This is a genomic window from Aequoribacter fuscus (assembly GCF_009910365.1).
GTDB lineage: Bacteria > Pseudomonadota > Gammaproteobacteria > Pseudomonadales > Halieaceae > Aequoribacter > Aequoribacter fuscus.
Genome location: NZ_CP036423.1, coordinates 2,681,197 through 2,699,245, shown reverse-complemented (window position 1 = coordinate 2,699,245; position 18,049 = coordinate 2,681,197). Strand labels below are relative to the sequence as shown.

Annotated in this window: 19 protein-coding genes; 16 read left to right on the top strand and 3 right to left on the bottom strand. The window is 51.8% G+C overall.

Going from position 1 to position 18,049, the window contains the following annotated elements; genetic code table 11:
• Nucleotides 1-81 precede the first annotated feature (81 nt).
• Genes EYZ66_RS12250 through EYZ66_RS12220 form a run of 7 tightly spaced genes read left to right on the top strand, consistent with a single transcriptional unit; the run spans nucleotide 82 to nucleotide 5,637 of the window.
• Complete coding sequence (locus EYZ66_RS12250) at nucleotides 82-861, top strand: DUF3450 domain-containing protein (RefSeq protein ID WP_009575994.1); 780 nt, start codon at nucleotides 82-84, stop codon at nucleotides 859-861.
• On the top strand, nucleotides 861-2,285 hold the full coding sequence (locus EYZ66_RS12245; RefSeq protein ID WP_009575993.1) for a MotA/TolQ/ExbB proton channel family protein: 1,425 nt from the start codon (nucleotides 861-863) through the stop codon (nucleotides 2,283-2,285). The genes EYZ66_RS12250 and EYZ66_RS12245 overlap by 1 nt, the downstream gene beginning before the upstream one ends.
• Nucleotides 2,286-2,295: 10 nt before the next feature.
• Nucleotides 2,296-2,817 carry a MotA/TolQ/ExbB proton channel family protein gene (locus tag EYZ66_RS12240; protein WP_009575992.1) on the top strand — a complete coding sequence of 174 codons (522 nt, stop codon included), beginning with the start codon at nucleotides 2,296-2,298 and terminating at the stop codon, nucleotides 2,815-2,817.
• Nucleotides 2,818-2,847: 30 nt separating this feature from the next.
• Entirely contained in the window at nucleotides 2,848-3,258 is a 411-nt protein-coding gene (locus tag EYZ66_RS12235) for an ExbD/TolR family protein (protein WP_040816758.1), read from the top strand.
• Nucleotides 3,255-3,674: an ExbD/TolR family protein gene (locus tag EYZ66_RS12230; protein ID WP_009575991.1), complete on the top strand. Its 420-nt coding sequence runs from the start codon at nucleotides 3,255-3,257 to the stop codon at nucleotides 3,672-3,674. Before EYZ66_RS12235 ends, EYZ66_RS12230 begins: the two co-directional genes overlap by 4 nt.
• Nucleotides 3,675-3,679: 5 nt before the next feature.
• Complete coding sequence (locus EYZ66_RS12225) at nucleotides 3,680-4,285, top strand: energy transducer TonB (protein WP_009575990.1); 606 nt, start codon at nucleotides 3,680-3,682, stop codon at nucleotides 4,283-4,285.
• Nucleotides 4,286-4,299: 14 nt separating this feature from the next.
• Nucleotides 4,300-5,637 (top strand): tetratricopeptide repeat protein, encoded by a 1,338-nt coding sequence (locus tag EYZ66_RS12220; protein ID WP_009575989.1) that lies wholly within the window; start codon nucleotides 4,300-4,302, stop codon nucleotides 5,635-5,637.
• Nucleotides 5,638-5,848: 211 nt separating this feature from the next.
• Here EYZ66_RS12220 and EYZ66_RS12215 read toward each other — a convergent pair whose 3' ends face one another.
• Together EYZ66_RS12215 and pyk are read right to left on the bottom strand one after the other, a co-directional pair.
• Nucleotides 5,849-6,055 (bottom strand): cold-shock protein, encoded by a 207-nt coding sequence (locus EYZ66_RS12215; protein WP_009575987.1) that lies wholly within the window; start codon nucleotides 6,053-6,055, stop codon nucleotides 5,849-5,851.
• A 187-nt stretch (nucleotides 6,056-6,242) separates the two neighbouring features.
• On the bottom strand, nucleotides 6,243-7,691 hold the full coding sequence (pyk, locus tag EYZ66_RS12210) for a pyruvate kinase (RefSeq protein ID WP_009575986.1): 1,449 nt from the start codon (nucleotides 7,689-7,691) through the stop codon (nucleotides 6,243-6,245).
• A gap of 73 nt (nucleotides 7,692-7,764) precedes the next feature.
• Here pyk and EYZ66_RS12205 point away from each other — a divergent pair, with 73 nt between their 5' ends.
• Nucleotides 7,765-8,139, top strand: a complete 375-nt coding sequence (locus EYZ66_RS12205) for a hypothetical protein (protein WP_139042580.1) — start codon at nucleotides 7,765-7,767, stop codon at nucleotides 8,137-8,139.
• An 8-nt stretch (nucleotides 8,140-8,147) separates the two neighbouring features.
• On the opposite strand, the gene EYZ66_RS12200 is transcribed toward EYZ66_RS12205, so the two are convergent.
• The gene (locus EYZ66_RS12200) at nucleotides 8,148-8,792 is read right to left on the bottom strand and encodes a TetR/AcrR family transcriptional regulator (RefSeq protein WP_235714734.1); all 645 of its coding nucleotides are present in this window, start codon (nucleotides 8,790-8,792) and stop codon (nucleotides 8,148-8,150) included.
• A 112-nt stretch (nucleotides 8,793-8,904) separates the two neighbouring features.
• Between EYZ66_RS12200 and EYZ66_RS12195 the strand changes: the two genes are divergently transcribed.
• The 8 genes from EYZ66_RS12195 (at nucleotide 8,905) to EYZ66_RS12160 (ending at nucleotide 18,030) form a co-directional block, all read left to right on the top strand.
• Nucleotides 8,905-10,332 (top strand): sodium:solute symporter family transporter, encoded by a 1,428-nt coding sequence (locus EYZ66_RS12195; RefSeq protein WP_040816756.1) that lies wholly within the window; start codon nucleotides 8,905-8,907, stop codon nucleotides 10,330-10,332.
• Nucleotides 10,333-10,397: 65 nt separating this feature from the next.
• Nucleotides 10,398-11,270, top strand: a complete 873-nt coding sequence (locus tag EYZ66_RS12190; RefSeq protein WP_040816755.1) for an alpha/beta fold hydrolase — start codon at nucleotides 10,398-10,400, stop codon at nucleotides 11,268-11,270.
• 81 nt (nucleotides 11,271-11,351) lie between these two features.
• Nucleotides 11,352-11,654: a hypothetical protein gene (locus EYZ66_RS12185; RefSeq protein WP_040816754.1), complete on the top strand. Its 303-nt coding sequence runs from the start codon at nucleotides 11,352-11,354 to the stop codon at nucleotides 11,652-11,654.
• Nucleotides 11,655-11,691: 37 nt separating this feature from the next.
• Nucleotides 11,692-13,779: a TonB-dependent receptor gene (locus EYZ66_RS12180; protein WP_160195690.1), complete on the top strand. Its 2,088-nt coding sequence runs from the start codon at nucleotides 11,692-11,694 to the stop codon at nucleotides 13,777-13,779.
• 102 nt (nucleotides 13,780-13,881) lie between these two features.
• The gene (locus EYZ66_RS12175) at nucleotides 13,882-15,429 is read left to right on the top strand and encodes a DEAD/DEAH box helicase (RefSeq protein ID WP_009575979.1); all 1,548 of its coding nucleotides are present in this window, start codon (nucleotides 13,882-13,884) and stop codon (nucleotides 15,427-15,429) included.
• 58 nt (nucleotides 15,430-15,487) lie between these two features.
• Complete coding sequence (locus EYZ66_RS12170; RefSeq protein ID WP_009575978.1) at nucleotides 15,488-16,063, top strand: UbiX family flavin prenyltransferase; 576 nt, start codon at nucleotides 15,488-15,490, stop codon at nucleotides 16,061-16,063.
• The gene (locus EYZ66_RS12165; RefSeq protein ID WP_160195689.1) at nucleotides 16,056-17,273 is read left to right on the top strand and encodes an MFS transporter; all 1,218 of its coding nucleotides are present in this window, start codon (nucleotides 16,056-16,058) and stop codon (nucleotides 17,271-17,273) included. Before EYZ66_RS12170 ends, EYZ66_RS12165 begins: the two co-directional genes overlap by 8 nt.
• Nucleotides 17,266-18,030: an SDR family oxidoreductase gene (locus EYZ66_RS12160; protein ID WP_009575976.1), complete on the top strand. Its 765-nt coding sequence runs from the start codon at nucleotides 17,266-17,268 to the stop codon at nucleotides 18,028-18,030. Before EYZ66_RS12165 ends, EYZ66_RS12160 begins: the two co-directional genes overlap by 8 nt.
• Nucleotides 18,031-18,049 lie beyond the last annotated feature (19 nt).

The following is an 18,049-nucleotide window of genomic DNA, read 5'->3' as shown; positions in this document are numbered from 1 at the left end:
GGGTTTAACGCGAGCTTGTTAGGCCCCTTTTTTATCAGATTCTAAAATCACAAACGTTGGACTATAGGATACGCAACCCTCATGACTACGCATCGACTAAAATCTGTGTTGATGGCTACCGTTGTTGCTACCGGGGCTTTTTGCTCGGTCGCATCGCAAGCCAACACATTAGACGCCATCATTAAAGTTGGCGAAGAGAAAACTGCTGCTGCTAAACAGTCTCAAGCGAAAATTGATCGTTTGGCTGAAGAAGCCCGCGATCTGTTAACAGACTACAAAACGGTGATGAAGCAAGTAGATGGACTGAAGGTCTACAATGCACGTTTGCAGCGCCAAATTGATAACCAAGAGCGTCGTATCGCCGATATCGATACGTCGATCGATGACGTAACGGTTATTCAGCGTCAAATGATGCCGCTTGTGATTCGTATGATCGACGGTTTAGAGCAGTTTGTTGAGTTGGATGTTCCATTCAACCTAGACGAGCGTCGTGCACGCATTGAGTTTTTGCGTGATAACGTTGATCGATCTGATATCACGGTTGCGGAGAAATTCCGTCAGGTACTAGAAGCCTACAATATTGAGCTTCAGTACGGTCGAGGTATGGAGACGTACAGCGATACCATCGAACTCAATGGCGTAACTCGCGACGTCGATTTCCTACGTATTGGTCGTGTGTCTTTGGTTTACCAAACGACCGACGGTGAAGAAAGTGGTGTGTGGAATCCCGAAACTAAGTCTTGGGATAGCCTGCCATCAGGTGACTACGCTGCTGCAATCCGCAAAGGCGTACGTATCGCCAAGAAACAAGCCACCATTGAACTTCTCAACATGCCTGTAGCTGCACCGGAGGCTAACTAATGAAAGCGTTAAATAAAATTTTTGCGGCCCTAACTTTGGGCGGCGCGTTAGCTGTTTCTGGTCTGACCTATGCGCAAGACGCTGCGGAGGCTCCTGCTGAGCCGCAAGTGGATCCGCGTGCAGAAGCGGCGGCAAACCTTGAGCAGTTGCTTCAGTTCGTGAAGCAAGGTCAAGCGACCGATGCAAAAGAAAACAAGGCGCGTGAGGCGCGTTTTGCCCAAGCAAAAGCGGATCAGGCGCGTTTGCTGAAAGAAGCGGAAGCCGAGCGCGAGCGTCAAGAGCGCTTGAGTACTCAGCTCGAAAACAAATTCGAAGACAACGAGCTGTTGATTGCCGCTAAGCAGAAGCAATTAAAAGAGAAGTTGGGTGCGTTAACGGAATTGTTTGGCCACTTGACCGCGGCCGCTGGTGACTTGTCGTCGAACATCGAAGTGTCACTCGTATCTTCGCAGTACGCCAACCGTGAAGGTTTCTTGAAAGACTTGATCGCGAAGATGTCAGGCTCTGACAAGTTGCCTCGCATCGAAGAGATCGAGCGCGTGTGGTACGAATTGCTTCGCGAGATCACTGAAACAGGTAACGTCGTTAAGTTCACCGCTGAAGTTGCAACACCATCCGGTGAGCGCGCGCCTCGTGACGTCATCCGAATCGGTGCGTTCAACATCATCGATGCCAACGGCAACTACCTGGCCTACAACAACGGCAACTTGAGCGAATTGCCTCGTCAGCCTGCAGGTTCTTACACCAGCTGGGCGTCTGATCTCGCCAACGCGTCAAGCGGCATGTACCAGTTTGGTATCGACCCAACGGGCCCCACCGGTGGTTCCTTCCTAGCCGCAATCATTGATTCACCGACGCTGGAAGAGCGTTGGCACCAAGGTGGCTACGTGGGTTACGCCATTACTGCAGTGGGTGTGTTTGCACTGTTACTCGCGGTATACCGTTTGATTGCACTGTCACTGATCTCCAGCAAAGTGAGTGCGCAGTTAAAGTCTTCTGCGGCTAATACCAACAACCCACTGGGTCGCGTATTAAAGATTCACGAAGACAACCCAACGATGGACCCAGAAACCCTCGAGCTGAAAATGGCCGAAGGCGTGATGCGCGAAACGCCAAAGCTAGAGTCAGGTCTGACCTTGCTGAAGATTATCGCCGCTGTCGCACCGCTGATGGGTCTACTTGGTACGGTAACCGGTATGATCATCACCTTCCAAGCGATCACGATCTTCGGTGCAGGCGATCCAAAAGCAATGGCTGGCGGTATTTCGAGCGCCTTGGTAACCACGGTTCTTGGTCTGTTAGTCGCAATTCCGACCGTCTTGTTGCACACCTTGGTTAATGGGCGTGCGCAGCGTGTGATACACCTGCTGAACGAACAAGCGACCGGTATCATTGCCGAGCACTCCGAGACGTCTCACAAGTAGGAGCTAGACTATGTCTGGAGGCATTACTGAAACCATTCTCGCCTTTATGGATAAAGGCGGGGATGTACTCTGGCTGATCGCGATACTTGTGTTCGTTATGTGGACCCTGATTTTCGAGCGCTTTTGGTTTTTCACTTTCGCTTGGCGTGCTGAACGGCGCCTGTTGATCGATAAGTGGGAAAGTAGAGCCGAGCGGAAATCGTGGAATGCGAAGCAGATTCGATCGCGCTTGGTATCTCAGAGTAGAGAAGTGATTAACAACAACATGTCTGTTATTACCACGATGGTCGCCTTATGCCCCTTGTTGGGTCTGTTGGGTACCGTGACTGGTATGATCGAGGTGTTCAACGTAATGGCAGTGACCGGCGGTGGCGATGCAAAGTCAATGGCTGGCGGTGTTGAGCGTTCAACAATTCCGACGATGGCGGGGATGGTGGCAGCGTTATCTGGTTTGTTTGCAAATACCTATTTGCAGCGAATTGCAGAGCGCGAGCAGGAATCACTTGAGGATAAATTGACGTCAGATCATTAATGGTTTGACGACAGAAAGGACATTCGACCAATGCGCAAACTTGCGAAACAAAAAGAGGAAGACGGCGCCGAAATTGATTTAACACCTATGCTAGACGTGGTGTTTATCATGCTGATCTTCTTTATCGTTGTCGCCTCGTTCATCAAGGAGGCTGGGATTGAAGTCAACCGTCCCGATAACTCTAAGTCGGACCCGAGCGATGCGACGAGTATTTTGGTGAATATTCGTAGCGATAACCAAATTTGGATGGAAAATCGACGAGTCGATGTACGTTCGGTTCGAGCTAACATTCAGCGCTTACTGGCGAGCGATCCAGAGCAAGCTGTTACCATCAAAGTGGAAAAAGGTGCTCGGGCAAACGCGGTCGTTAACGTCGCTGATGCTGCTCGAGAAGCGGGCGCTGGCTCGGTTAACTGGGCGAGCGGTGGAGGTAAAAAATGAGCATGAGAGATCAGGCTGCACGCCGTCGCAGTGCCAGCGATGAGGGGCAGATCGACTTAACCCCGATGCTTGACGTGGTATTCATCATGTTGATTTTCTTTATCGTAACGTCATCGTTCGTTAAAGAACCCGGTGTTGAGTTGTTTAAGCCACAAGCTTCAACAATGGAAGCTTGTGAGCGGGGTACGATCATTTTTGCGGTGGATGGTCAGGGCGACATCTATTACAACAAAAATAAGGTACCTTTAGACCGCGTAAACCGAGTGACAGAAGCGGCCAAAAAGGAAGCTCCACAAGCGAATTTAGTAATCCAGGTGGATCAAGATACGCCTGCTTACGCGGTTGAGGAGTTAATTGACGAGGTGCGTTCGCTACTAACAGCGCCACCCTGTATTTCTACGGATGATGAGGTGTAATCGAGATGGGCAATAGTATTGTGAGGGTTATCATAGCCGCGTTGGTAGCGGTTCCCGTCGCAGTCGGCCTGTTTTTTGTGATGCAGAGCCTAATTGACCGTGAATACGAGCAAGAAGAAGTCAAATCACGAAAAATAGCCGACATTGTCGTTCCCAACAAAGAAATTGAAGTGAACGTCAAAGAAGTCAAACCAGAGAAAGTCGAAGATCCTGAAGAGCCGCCGCCAGATATGCAGCCTTTAGAGTTCGATATGGATATGGACGTCGATGTTGTTAACCTCGCGCCGACGGCAAAAGTTGACGTGTCGATCAATTCGTCGGGTATGTCATCGGGTGACGGTGAGTACTTGCCGATTGTAAAAGTTGCGCCGATTTACCCACGTCGCGCTCAAACGCGCGGTATCACCGGATACTGTATCGTTGAGTACGTTGTGACCAAATCGGGTTCTATTCGCGATCCCATTCCAGTGGATTGTCAGCCCGAGGGTGTTTTCGAGCGTGCAAGCTTAAAAGCGGCCGAAAAGTTCAAGTACAAGCCTCGCGTAGTCGACGGCGAGCCTATCGAAGTGGCCGGTGTGCAGAACAAATTCACCTACGAGCTTGAGCAGTAAGCGGGATACGAGATATGCAAAACTTAAGTAATAAACACGTGTGGATGCGGGCAGCAGCGCTGTCACTCCCTCTGATGTTGGCGCAAGTTGGCATCGAGAAGGCCTCTGAGGCTGTCGGTTTTCAAGCGAGCACGGCGTTTGCACAGGAAGCCAAGAAGGAGGAGCGTGAAACACGTCGCACCCCAGCGCTTCGTAATAAGGTTTACGAGAAACTGGCTGAAGCGCAAACTGCCGCTGAGGCAAAAGACTGGGCGACAGCCAGGTCTGTGTTGGATGCAATGATTGATGCGTCGGGCAAGCGAGAGCTCAATTCGTACGAATTAGCTAACGTTTATAACCTGTATGCGTTCATCCACTACAGCAACGAAGACTTTCCTGGAGCGCTTGAGGCCTACCGTAACGTCATTGCTCAGCCGGACATTCCTTTGGCAATGGAGACCAACACCAAGTACACCATTGCTCAGCTGTACTTTGTGCAGGAAGACTGGAAGAACGGTGTCGACATGCTTCTCGAGTGGTTTGCGGTCACCGACCAGCCATCAGCGACGGCGCACGTGTTGTTGTCACAAGGCTACTACCAGTTGAAAGACTACGATAATGCCTTGGCGAACGTAAAAATCGCGATTCAAATGGAAGAAGACAAAGGCAGGTTGCCCAAGGAGCAGTGGTACAACCTGGCGCGTTTCTTGTACTTTGAACGTAACGATGTGGACAATACCATCGATATGCTGCGTAACCTGGTGACGTACTATCCGAAAGATCAGTACTGGATTCAGCTCAGCCATATGTACGGTGAGAAAAAAGAAGAAGGGAAGCAGCTCTCCGTGATGGATGCGGCTTACGCGCAAGATCTTTTGACCAAGGGTCCCGAGCGCGTAACGATGGCCTACTTGTACTTGCAGGGCGAAGTGCCTTATAAGGCCGCTCAAGTCATGGATCGTGGCCTCAAAGAAAAGCTCATCGACCCGACCTCTAAGAACTACGAGATCATGGGTTCGGCCTATCGCCAGGCTCAGGAAGTTGCCAAAGCCATTCCTGCGATGGAAATTGCAGCAGAGAAGTCGGAAGATGGCGAGCTGTACGCGCGTCTGGGTAACGTATACCTAGACGGAGACAAGTTTGAAGAGGCAATTGCTGCCTTGGAGAAGGGTCTTAAGCGTGGCGGTGTTCGTCGCGAGGACAACGCCCAGTTGTCGCTCGGCATGGCCTACTTCAATACGAAGCAGTACGACAAAGCACGAAAAGCGTTCAAGGAAGCAGGGAAAGACAAACGCTCTGAAACCTACGCTAAGCAATGGATCAAGTACTTGAATAGCGAGCTAGAGCGTCAGGCTAAATTGGCCGAAGACTAGATCTGATCGTTGAAATATGAAAAAGCCCGCATCGCGGGCTTTTTTGTTTGGTGCGCCGGCAAAGCATCGCGTCTGTTATTGCCCCTTAATTGCCAGCGCGGCAAATCCCAGAGGTTAGCGATTTTTGCTGAGGCCGCCAATAGGTAGGAAATAACAGGTATAAAAAAAGGAGCCTCGTGGCTCCTTTTTCATTTGGATGATGGGGTGTATCTTACAATGGCACCACATTTTCCGCTTGAGGACCTTTTTGTCCATCGGTCACATCAAACTCGACCTTTTGGCCGTCTGCCAATGTTTTAAAACCATCGCCTTTGATCGCGCTGAAGTGTACGAACACGTCAGGGCCGCCTTCACGTTCGATGAAGCCAAAGCCTTTAGTTTCGTTAAACCATTTGACGGTGCCAGTTGTTGTAGCCATATTACTTACCTGTGTTAAAACGCTCCGTAGGGAGCTTCATACATTGCTGCTTTCGTGCTTTATCTGGAATCCAGAGCCGCACATTAACGGTGTCACCCAATGTGACGAGACCAGTCTAACACCCTTATTGCTTCATGTATGTGACTCTTTAGCCTCTATTATGGGAAAAAGTCACTAATTCTGATTATCAAGCCACATTTAGGATCTTCAAAATGTTGGTTGATCCCGTTTGCCCCATGATGGCGCCTTTGGTCAAGATAATGGAATCGCCTGAGACGACGTAACGCCCGTCTTTCAAAAACTCCACAGCACGCTCCTCGATCATTTCGGGCTCGAACATTCGTGCGTCGAAATAGAGCGGAATAACGCCACGACATAGCGCAAGACGCTGCAACGTCGCATGATTATCACTGAGTGCGAAAATGGGCAAACCTGACGAGATGCGCGACATTAACAAGGGGGTATTGCCCGATTCGGTAAGACAGGCAATTCCCCGGACGTTATCATTGTGGCTCGCGGCGTAAATAGCCGAGACAGCAATGGTTTCTTGGGTACTGTCAAATTTTTGATTGGCTTTGTGTTTCCACGATCGCGCTACCGGGTGTCGCTCGGCGCCAAGCGCGGAGTCGGCCATCGCTTTCACTACCTCGACAGGGTAGTTACCAACGGCCGTCTCTGCCGAAAGCATCACGGCATCGGTGCCATCAAGCACGGCGTTCGCTACATCGAACACTTCGGCGCGAGTGGGCATCGGACTGTTGATCATAGATTCCATCATCTGCGTGGCGGTAATCACGACTCTGTCTTGGCGCCGCGCCCGCGAAATCAGGTCCTTCTGAATGCCAATGAGTTGGGCGTCTCCAACCTCTACGCCCAAATCCCCGCGTGCTACCATGACACCAAACGAGGCATCTATGATTGCGTCGAGAGTATCTGTGTCGGCGACAACTTCAGCCCGTTCGATTTTGGCGATAATGCCGGCGCTTACCCCTGCCTCTTCAAGTAACCCCTTTGTTTGCTCGATATCGGCCGCGGTGCTGACAAACGATACTGCGACAAAGTCCGGTTGGACCGCTTTGAGGCTTTTAATGTCCGAAATATCTTTGTCAGTCAGTGCGGGCGCCGAGAGCCCACCACCTAAACGATTAATGCCTTTGCGGGAGCTCAGTATGCCCCCTACAACGACCGTGCACTCGATTGTTTTATGGAATACGTGGTTCACGATTAGTCGCACGCGTCCATCGTCGAGAAGCAGCGTATCACCCGCACCCACACTTTCCGCGAGATCCGGGAAATCCACGCCGACTGAGCGCTGGTCGCCGGCGTCTTTGTCGAGCTCCAGGTCAAGTATAAACCGGTCTCCTGCGCTTAGTTCGATCTTGCCTTCCTTGAAGCCTGCGATTCGAATTTTAGGACCCTGTAGATCTGCCAATATACCGACGTAACGGCCGGCAATCGCGGCCTGTTTGCGGACCCTTTCCGCGACTGCGGCGTGATGGTCCGCCGAGCCGTGGCTAAAATTCAATCTAAAGACATCAACGCCTGCTTCAATAAGTCTGAATAGGCTGTCTGGGTTGTCGCTACCGGGTCCGATAGTGGCAACAATTTTGGTTCGACGGTGGGTCGGGGTGGTCATAGGCAGTTCCTCAGGGAGACGTCGAAATTATAACACGTGAATGTTTAATCAGCTGGGCAGTTCATAGCGAAATATGTCCGCATACGCTATCGTTACACCCTTGAATGAATTGATTGGCGTATCGATGGATAATAGAACCCCCTCACCCCCGTTTGGTTATTCTCGGCAGTGTCACTACGGACGCGATGACCAAATTCGAGTGGTCGCACTCTATGCGGCCAACAAGATTCGCCCCCCAAGAATCGCGTTTCGCGAAGGAATCGATATCGCGTTCGTGGAAGCACTTGTCGCGGGCGAAGAAGAGCAAGATCGCTTTAATTACTGGCTAGATCATTACCGTAAGGAACGACGTCGCGAGCGTTTGCAAAAAACGCGCAAGTTAGTGGGATCTGCACGATTCGAGCAGGAGAGCCGGATTGAGCGCGAGCTAAAAAACGACACTCTCTGAGTTTAGCGCTATGAGGCGTTTGCGCCGCACACCTTTCTAAAGCCGGCCGCGACGAAGGGGATCATGTGATCATACGCCGCTTGAAAGTCACTGGATTGGCATAAGCCGCCCGACAGGGTGTCGATGCGCTCGGTTTGCGCGAGCGTGAGCGTTAGGGCGCCAGACAAGTTGTGGTAGCACCAGTATAAATCCTGGTCGCTCGCGGTAGGCAGAGCTTGGCGCAGTGCTGCAATGAATTCTTGGACCAAGTCATCAAACAACTTGCTCATCATTCTCTTGCCCCAATAGGTGCTGTTGTTCACGTAGGCGATTAACGCAAGATAATGTCGCCAGCCTGGATCTGCCGTCTCTTGCGTCAATTCCAGTGGGCGTAAAAAGGCCTCGATAATTTGTTCGACGCTAGGTCCGCTGTCGGCTTGTTCGGCTTGCACTTTGCGTAACGCGTCCAGGCGTGACTGGTTAAGCAAAGCTGCGCGTCGCTCGAAGACCGCGTTAAAGAGTTCCAACTTTTTGCCGAAGTGGTAATTCGCAAGCGCAACGTCAACGCCCGCACTGCTCGCGATTTGCCGAAGTGTCACGCCATCAAAGCCCCGCTCTGCGAAGAGCGCCTCGGCTGCGTCTAAAATTCGATCACGTTTGCTAACGTTTGTCACTTCAATGTCCTTATGAGCCGCTTGAACAGTATCACACAATGCCATTCAACGCTTGTTGAAAAATAAGCGTATTCCTTGCACAATGCAAGCACATACCCCGATAAGAATGACTATGACGCCAGAAATCTTTAAGTACAGTGTGGTAATCGCTTACGTGGTCGCTATCTACGCACTCTCATGGGTGGGAATGAAGCGCACACAGTCGGTTGCGTCCTTCTCGATTGGCAACAAAGACATGCATCCCGTGCTTATCGGGATCACATTAGCAGCCTCGATATCATCGACAGCAACCTTTGTGATCAACCCAGGGTTTGTGTACGTCCACGGGTTGAGCGCGTTTTTACACTATGGGGTCGCTGGTTCATTGGGCATCCTGAGTGCTTTTGTTGTGTTAACTCGCGGCTTCTTGCGTGTGGGAGAGGCGCATCAAGCTCTTACCATTCCTCAGTGGATTTATTATCGCTATAACCATCGTGGTTTTAGCTTGTTCTTTGCGTTTTTGAATCTGTTATCCATTACCTTCGTTGTCCTCATTTTGGTGGGTTGCAGCTACTTGGTTACTGGGTTGTTTGGTTTGGATCAAAAGGTAGCGCTGATCGGCGTATTGGTTTTTGTGTTTTCCTATGTGCTGATGGGAGGCACTTATGCACACGCTTATACCAATACGGTGCAGGGCGTGATGATGATTCTGGTTACTGTGTTTTTGGTTGTCACTGGATGGCAACACTTTGGCGGTGATGTCACGGGTGCGCTGACACGCATCAGTACTGACTACGCTGCTGCGTTCAATCCAAGTAGTGATTTGTATTTTGATGTCTTCTCGGTGTTTGTCAGTGGATTTGTGGTGACCTTTGCCTTAATGATGCAGCCACATATCCTGACCAAAGTTCTGTATTTGCGCAGTGAGAAGGACATCAAGGTCTTTGTAGGGACGACGGTTGGTGTAGGTGCGGTCTTCATGTTGATGTTGCTGATCGGGTTTTACGCTCGCCTTGCGGGTCTTGATATTGAAACGCAAGATACCGTGGTTCGTGAGTACTTGTTGTTTCAGTTTTCGGGGTCCTTGTGGGGCGAACTTGTCCTGACGTTTATTTTTATTACCTTGCTGGCGGCGGGCATGAGCACCTTGGATGGCATTCTAGTGTCCCTGTCAGCGATGGTCGTCACGGATATCGCTAAGCCTTTGGTCTCTGATCGTATCGATGCTTTGGCGTTATCACGCTGGGTGCTCGTGGGCGTGGGTATTGTCGGGCTTGCACTCGCTTGGAATCCGCCACCCATTATTGGTTTGTTTGCCCAGAAAGGTGTTTACGGATTAGCGGCGGCATCGGTGGTGCCTGTGGTATTCGGCGTATTGGTGCGTCGGCATGTCCCTCTCGTTGTTGTGTTTGCCAGTGCGCTTACCGGCATTATCTTACATCTGGTGCTCAATTTGTTCTGGGGGGTTTCGAATCCAGCCGTTTCAGCAGCTTGGGGCATTATCGCGTCGTTTGCCGTTGGTGGCATGGGACTGTTGTTTGCTGGTGCTCATAAACACTAAGCAACCGCTTATTCTTGAGCTGGTTTCCCACTGGCGTTACAGTACATAAAAAAAGAGGGTTTTCTATGTATCGTGACTATTACTATAACAGTACCGATGGCCTGAGCTTGTACGCTCGTGACTATCCGTGCACGGGCCTTAACGGCGATTCAGCTCCAACGCTGCTGTGCATGCATGGCTTGTCCCGCAATTCAAAAGACTTTGCTGGGTTAGCGGAGATGCTGTCGAACTATTACCGGGTCATTGCTGTGGATCAACGTGGTCGCGGTCGCTCGGACTATGACCCCAATTCAGACAACTATCAGCCCGCCATTTACTGCCAGGATATGTTTACCTTGCTCGACAGTTTGGGTATCGACGAGGTATCGGTTATTGGTACCTCAATGGGCGGCTTGATGAGTTTTATTATGACGACACTGGCGCCGACGCGAATTAAATCGTTGGTCATTAATGATATTGGTCCCGAGGTTGATCCTGTTGGACTGGCGCGCATTCAAAGCTATGTGGGTAAGTTGGCGCCCCCCGAAACTTGGGACGCTGCGGTCGCTCAGGTCAAATCCATTAATGGCCCGGCGTTCCCCGATTTTGGCGACGCTGAATGGATCAGCTTCACCCGCAATTTGTACATCGAATCGGTCGAGGGCAAGCCCAAACTTGATTACGATGCATCGATTTCTAAGCCTATGGATGCCTCACAAACTGCAGCTGTGCCGCCTGATCTGTGGCAGTTTTTCGACGCGACCTTGTCCAAACCCATGTTGTTGGTGCACGGCGCGCTATCCGATATTTTGGCCGACGATTGTGTTGCCAAAATGCAAGCAAAACACCCGACCATGCAGTACCTTCGGCTTGAGAACCGAGGTCATGCGCCTACATTAGACGAGCCCGAGTCACGATTGGCAATCACTAATTTTCTAGAGGATGTTTATAACAATTAGTTCAAAAAGGTTTTTGAAGACGGGCTTGCTCAAAACCGAATAAGGGGCTAGCCTAGCTCAGAACTCGTTCTAGATCGTGACATGGCCCCAATGATTGCAAAGACATTGCACAGTAAAAGCGCTCGCTGGCTTCGCCTGCTAGTGCTTGTTGCGGCTTTTGTCTCTGTTACCGGTCAAGCGTTTGAGTCAGGTCACGTACACTTTGACGCACAACCGCTCGACTGCTGGGTGTTTCATAGCTCTGCCACCGCGGTAGATACAGCGTCATCCCACAGTACGCAGCCGCAGTGGCAGTCGGTGTTTTATGCTGGCGATTACAGCCTGCTCTTGCCCCTTTACACTGGATATCGACCACCCGCAACAGGGCCACCCCACAACCCCTAATAAAAGCTAACGTTTATCGTATTTATTAGGAGTTATCATGAAAAAGCGAATTTCCGCTGCTCTGGCCTTTGTCAGTGCAGCCGCTGTGGGTGGCGAATCACCTGCAATGGAGCACGTGCTCGTCACCGTACCGCTACACAAAAAAACCTCAGAAACGGCCTTGCCTGTCACCGTATTGAGTGGCGAAGCGTTACAGCGCGCTGCGGGCAGCACCATTGGGGACACCTTAGCGCTGCAACCTGGCTTGAATAGCGCTTCTTTTGGGCCCGGCGTCGGACAACCCGTCATTCGAGGGCAGCAGGGTGCTCGTGTTACCGTGTTGCAGAACGGCACCATCAGTGCCGATGCCTCCAATCTGAGCGCTGACCATGCTGTCGCGGTAGAATCTATTTTGGCCGATAGCATCGAGGTCCTTCGCGGTCCCGCGACGCTACTTTACGGTGGCGGTGCTATTGGTGGCGTGGTCAACGTGACCGATGGGCGCATTCCCCCTCGCCTTGTGGACCAAGCCGAGACTCGGGCGGAGTTTCGCTACGATTCTGCGAGTCAGGCAAGCACCGGTGTGGTGCGCTGGGATGCCTCTCAAGGCGATTACGCCTTTCATTTAGATGCAGTGGTTCGGAGCTGGGGTGATCTAACGGTGCCGAAAAACACGGCGGTACCGCTTGAACATCACGATGAGGAACACATAGAAGAGGAGCCTCACGCGGACGAGGAGTACGCAGGCCCCCCAAGCCGTTTAGCCAACACCGATGGTGAAACCGATATTGTTACGCTGGGCCTTAGCCGTCATTTTGAAGCGGGTTTTGCCGGTTTCTCAGTCCAGCGTCAAAACAGCAATTATGGTATCCCTGCCGCAGCGCATGCACATCATGCGCACGAGGAAGATCCTCTCGCTGCAGACCACGAAGAGGAGAACCCCGAGCAGGGCATCCGAATAGACTTAGAGCAGACGCGTTATGATCTGGCTCTGCATTTACACGAGCCTTTGCCTCTCTTGGATGAACTGCGCTTCTTTGGTACCTACACAGATTATCAACACTCGGAAGTTGAGCCTAGTGGCGAAGTGGGCACGACCTACAGTAACAAAAGTAGGCAGCTACGTTTAGAGGCGGTGCATAAAACGCTGGGCATTTGGCACGGTGTGTTTGGCTTACAGGTCGGGCAATCGGAGTTTAGTGCTCTGGGTGAAGAGGCTTTCATCCCGATAACCGATAAAGACCAGCTAGGCCTATTCCTCGTAGAGGACCTGCATTTTGACGCTGGGCTATTGGAGTTGGGCGTTCGCTATGATCGAGATGAGCTGGATCCCCAGAGTGGTGCTAACAGTCGCGTATTCAACAACCTGAGTTTTTCTGCTTCTTGGGTGCAGAATTTAGAACATGGATGGCAGTGGAGCGCGGCTTACTCCCACGCCGAACGTGCCCCCGCCATCGAGGAGCTCTATTCCAATGCCGGCGTTCTGAATGAGGTAGATTGGGTGGTTCACGCGGCTACCGAAGCCATCGAGCTTGGGGCGTCTGATCTCGATAGCGAAACGTCGAACAATGTCGACCTCTCGCTGTCTCGGTCGTGGGGAGATAACTACCTTGAGGTTGTGCTCTACCATAATCAATTTAGCGACTACATTGGTTTGCTGAATACGGGGCTTGAGGTCGATATGGTCTCGGTATATCAATATACTCAGGTAGATGCCACGTTTTCTGGACTAGAGTTGAGTTCGGTCTTGGCCTTGGGTGAGTTCGGCGGGGGCGATTTAGCGCTGTCGATCAACGGCGATATGAGTCGAGGAAAGTTGGATGCGTCACAGGGCTACGTGCCTCGTATGCCGGCTAATCGCCTGCTGGCCCAGCTGGATTGGCGAGGCGGCGAATTGTATACCTGGGCCCGAGTGGTGCGCGCCTTCGAGCAGGATCGAGTGGCGTTCAACGAGGAGGCGACCGAGGCCTACACCCGCGTCGACCTTGGCCTTGAGTGGTCGCCTTCACAGGCTTCCGACTGGACAGTCTTTGCTAGCGTGCATAATCTGACCGATGAAGAAATTCGGTTACACACCTCTTTTTTGAAAGAGATCGCACCGGAGCCAGGTCGTGGGTTTGAGATTGGCGTTCGCGGGCAATTTTAGGTAATCCTACACCTAAGTGCCTGTTTTAGTGTTAAGTTTAGCCGGTGGTCTGTATACTACGCCACCGGCTGACTATGGCCGCCCTCTTTTTTAGGAACTCCCATGACCGATACACCGGCAAAGGCGACCTTTGCCTCTTTGAACTTGCCCGCTTATTTGCAAAAAGCCTTAGACGACGTAGGCTACGAAGTACCCTCCGATATCCAGACTAAAACAATCCCACCCCTGCTAGAGGGTTGCGATGTGATCGGTCAGGCGCAAACGGGTACCGGGAAGACGGCGGCGTTTGCGCTGCCTATTTTGGCTAAGATCGATTGCCGTAAAAAGCAAACGCAATGCTTAGTCCTAGCCCCAACCCGCGAGCTCGCTATTCAGGTTGCCGAAGCCTTTCAGAGCTACGCGCGGCATTTGCCTGGGTTTCAAGTGGCACCCATTTATGGTGGAACCGACTACCGCACCCAGTTGAAACAGCTAGAGCGCGGCGCGCAGGTTATTGTAGGTACCCCGGGGCGTGTTATGGACCACATGCGCAAGGGCAGCCTCAAACTCGATAACTTGGCACATTTGGTGCTGGACGAGGCCGATGAAATGTTGCGCATGGGCTTTATTGACGACGTTGAGTGGGTCATGTCGCAGCTGCCTGAGAAACGTCAGATTGCTTTGTTTTCGGCCACAATGCCAACGGCTATCCGCCGTATTGCCAGCGATTATCTGCAAGACCCCCAGCATATTACAGTGACGCAAAAGACTGTAACCGCGACCTCAATTCGTCAGCGCGTATGGATGATTTCGGGCGCGAGTAAGCTCGATGGCTTGACCCGTATCTTAGAAGTTGAAGACTTTGACGGCCTAATTATTTTTGCGCGTACTAAAATCGCGACGACCGAACTGGCCGATAAGCTACAGGCTCGTGGTTTTGCCGCCGCGGCCTTAAATGGCGATATGGCGCAGAGTGCGCGCGAACAAGTGATCAGCCAGCTTAAGAAAGGCCGCTTGGATATCGTGGTCGCCACCGATGTGGCGGCTCGGGGCTTAGATGTTGATCGCATCACCCACGTAGTCAACTATGACATACCCCAAGACCCCGAAGCCTACGTGCACCGTATTGGACGAACCGGTCGCGCTGGCCGCAAGGGCGAGGCTATTTTATTTGCGGCGAATCGGGAGCAGCGTCTGTTGCGTATGATTGAACGCACCACAGGCCAGCCGATCGAGCTCATGCGCTTGCCAACAGCCTCGGACGTCGCTGATGCTAAAGCGGAAAAAATTCGCGATCAAATAGCGATTGGGCTGAAGCGTAAAGGCTTGGATACGGCCAAGGAATTTGTATTTCATTTGGCAGATCAGCTGGAAGTGAGCGCATCAGACATTGCGGCAGTACTCGCTATGGAGTTAGGTTACGCGCAAAAACGTGCTCAGCCGGAAGTGCTTGATAGCGATAGTCGTGAGCCGTATTCAGATCGGCGTGGAGATCGCCCCGAGCGTTCTCAAAAGCGTAAACCGGCGGGCAACAAGCCCAAAGGCAAAGCTAAGCCGAAAAAGCGTGATAACGCGAAAGCGCCCGCGAAACCGCGAAGATCGCCCAAAGCAGCTGAGCAAGATGGCGCTCGTAAGCCGCGCAAACGTAAGGCTAACTCCAGCAGCTTCTAGCAATGAAATTTGCTCGAAGTGGTGCTAGAGTGCGGAGACAGAACTAAGGAGAACGCGTATGCCAAAGCGAATCATTGTGGGGATCAGTGGAGCCTCCGGAGTGGTTTATGGCATTCGCGCCTTGCAAATCTTGGCCGGTTTGGGTGTCGAAACACACTTAATTATCAGTAAGTCAGCGCAGCTGACTCTGGCGCAAGAGCACTCGACGAGCTTGAGCGAGCTCAAAACTCTCGCTCACCACGCGTACGCCGTAGGTGACGTAGGTGCCACGATTTCTTCGGGCTCGTTTGTGACCGACGGTATGTTGATCGCGCCTTGTTCAATACGCACTATGTCTGAAATCGCCACCGGGGTAACCTCCACGCTGCTCACGCGCGCAGCGGATGTCGTGTTAAAAGAGCGCCGGCGCTTGGTTCTTATGGTGCGCGAAACCCCCTTGCACACGGGTCATCTGCGCACAATGACCACCTTGTCTGAGTTGGGCGCAATCATTGCGCCGCCGGTACCAGCCTTTTATGCGGGCATAGAATCGATCGACGCGATGGTGGATCAATCGGTTGGTCGCTGTTTGGATCTTTTTGGTATTCATAGCGCCGAGATTGAGCGCTGGCAGGGCCTAAAACGCGGTGAGTAGTACCCGCAAACAACTGCCGATTTTTTTGCTTTTTTGTGTTGCGCTACTTGATCTTATCGGCTTTGGTATTGTCATCCCGATCTTGCCCTTTTTGTCGCCAACCTTGGGTGCGACTAAATTTGATATTGCCCTAATCATCGTTGTGTACGCTGTCTGCTCAGGTGCGATGTCGCCATTTTGGGGACGACTCTCCGATCGCTGGGGGCGCAAGCGCACGCTAATGCTATGTTTGTTAGGTGCCGCTGTATCGTATATTGCTCTGGCCTTTGCTCATGCTTTGTGGATGATTTTTGCCGCGCGCGCATTTGCGGGGCTGATGGCCGGCAACTTACCGGTGGCCGCGGCGATGATGGCTGATTTAACTAGCCTCGAGAATCGGGCCAGCGCCATGGGAAAGTTGGGAGCCGCCTTCGGACTCGGCTTAGTGGTCGGCCCGTTTCTTGGCGGTTTGTTAAGCGGTGACACCGGTAGTTTTGTGTTGCCCTGCTTAGTCGCCGCTGCGATGTCACTGTTGGCCCTAGGTGCCGCTGGCTTGTTTTTACAAGAGACCGTGTCTGCGCAAGCCCAGGCCCAAGCGGAGCATCGTCGGCGCTCAGAACCGTATCGCTTTGGCAGCTCTATCGTATTTTTACGGCGCACTCAAAATTTGCGTTTTGTCAGCCAGTTTACAACGCATTCGGCTGTGATTAGCTCCATCACCTATCTGTTGCCGATTTGGACGGCCGATAGCCTGGGCTACACCCCTAAGGAAGTGGGTATGGTGTTGGGTATCCAAGGTCTGATAATGGCGATCATTCAAGGTGGCTTGATCGGTCGTTTGATCGATCGTTTTGGCGAAATCCCTTTGATGCGAACGGCGCTGTTAGCGCTGGTTTTTGGCTTATGTTTGGCTGTGGTGGCCAGTGGTCATGTCGCTATTCCCTTGGCCTTTTTTATTGCCATGACGGGCGCTAATTTTTGTTTTCCTATTTTAAACTCTTTGGCGTCTAAGCGTGCCGATGCTAAGCATCGGGGGCAAATGATGGGCGCGACCGGGTCCGCGTCTGCCTGGGGCCGCGTGGTGGGTCCGTTGGTGGTAGGATTTACCGTGACGCATTATGGTTACCCCGCGGCGTGGGCGGTACTGGTTGTGGCGTCGTTATATTACGTACACTGGGCTTATCGCGTTGCCCAAGTCGATTCAGAGTCATTAAGGATAAACAATGTATAAAAACCTATTTGATTTAAGTGGACGTGTCGCTTTGGTGAGCGGCGCAAGTCGAGGTATTGGCGAAGAGGCGGCAAAATGCTTAGCTGAGTATGGCGCCAGACTGATTGTCTCGAGCCGAAAGATTGATGATTGCGAGCGCGTAGCGCAAGAGATCCGTGACGCTGGCGGCGAGGCGATTGCAATCGCGTGTAATATTGGCGATCTGGCTCAAATTGAGCAGCTTATTGAGCGTATTAAAACGGAGTTTGGTCGCCTAGATATCTGCGTGAATAACGCCGCCACAAACCCTTATTTTGGCCATGTCCTGGACACTGATCTCGGGGCCTTTCAAAAAACGGTTGATGTGAACATCCGCGGCTATTTCTTTATGTCGGTTGAGGCCGGAAAAATTATGCGTGACCAAGGTAGTGGTGTCATCGTCAATACCGCCTCGATCAACGCGATTCAGCCCGGTCCTATGCAGGGCATTTACTCGATCACTAAAGCGGCGGTAGTCAATATGACTAAGACCTTTGCAAAAGAATGCGGCCCCTTGGGTATTCGCTGTAATGCCTTGTTACCCGGATTAACCAAAACAAAATTTGCCGGTGCTTTATTTACCAACGATGACATCTACCAGATGGCTATTCAGCAAATTCCGCTGGGTCGGCACGCTGAACCACAAGAAATGGCTGGGACCTTACTCTACCTTTGCTCGGATGCGTCGAGCTATACGAACGGCGAATGCATAGTCGTTGACGGTGGTCTTTTAACGTAAGTTCATGCAACATCGCTGA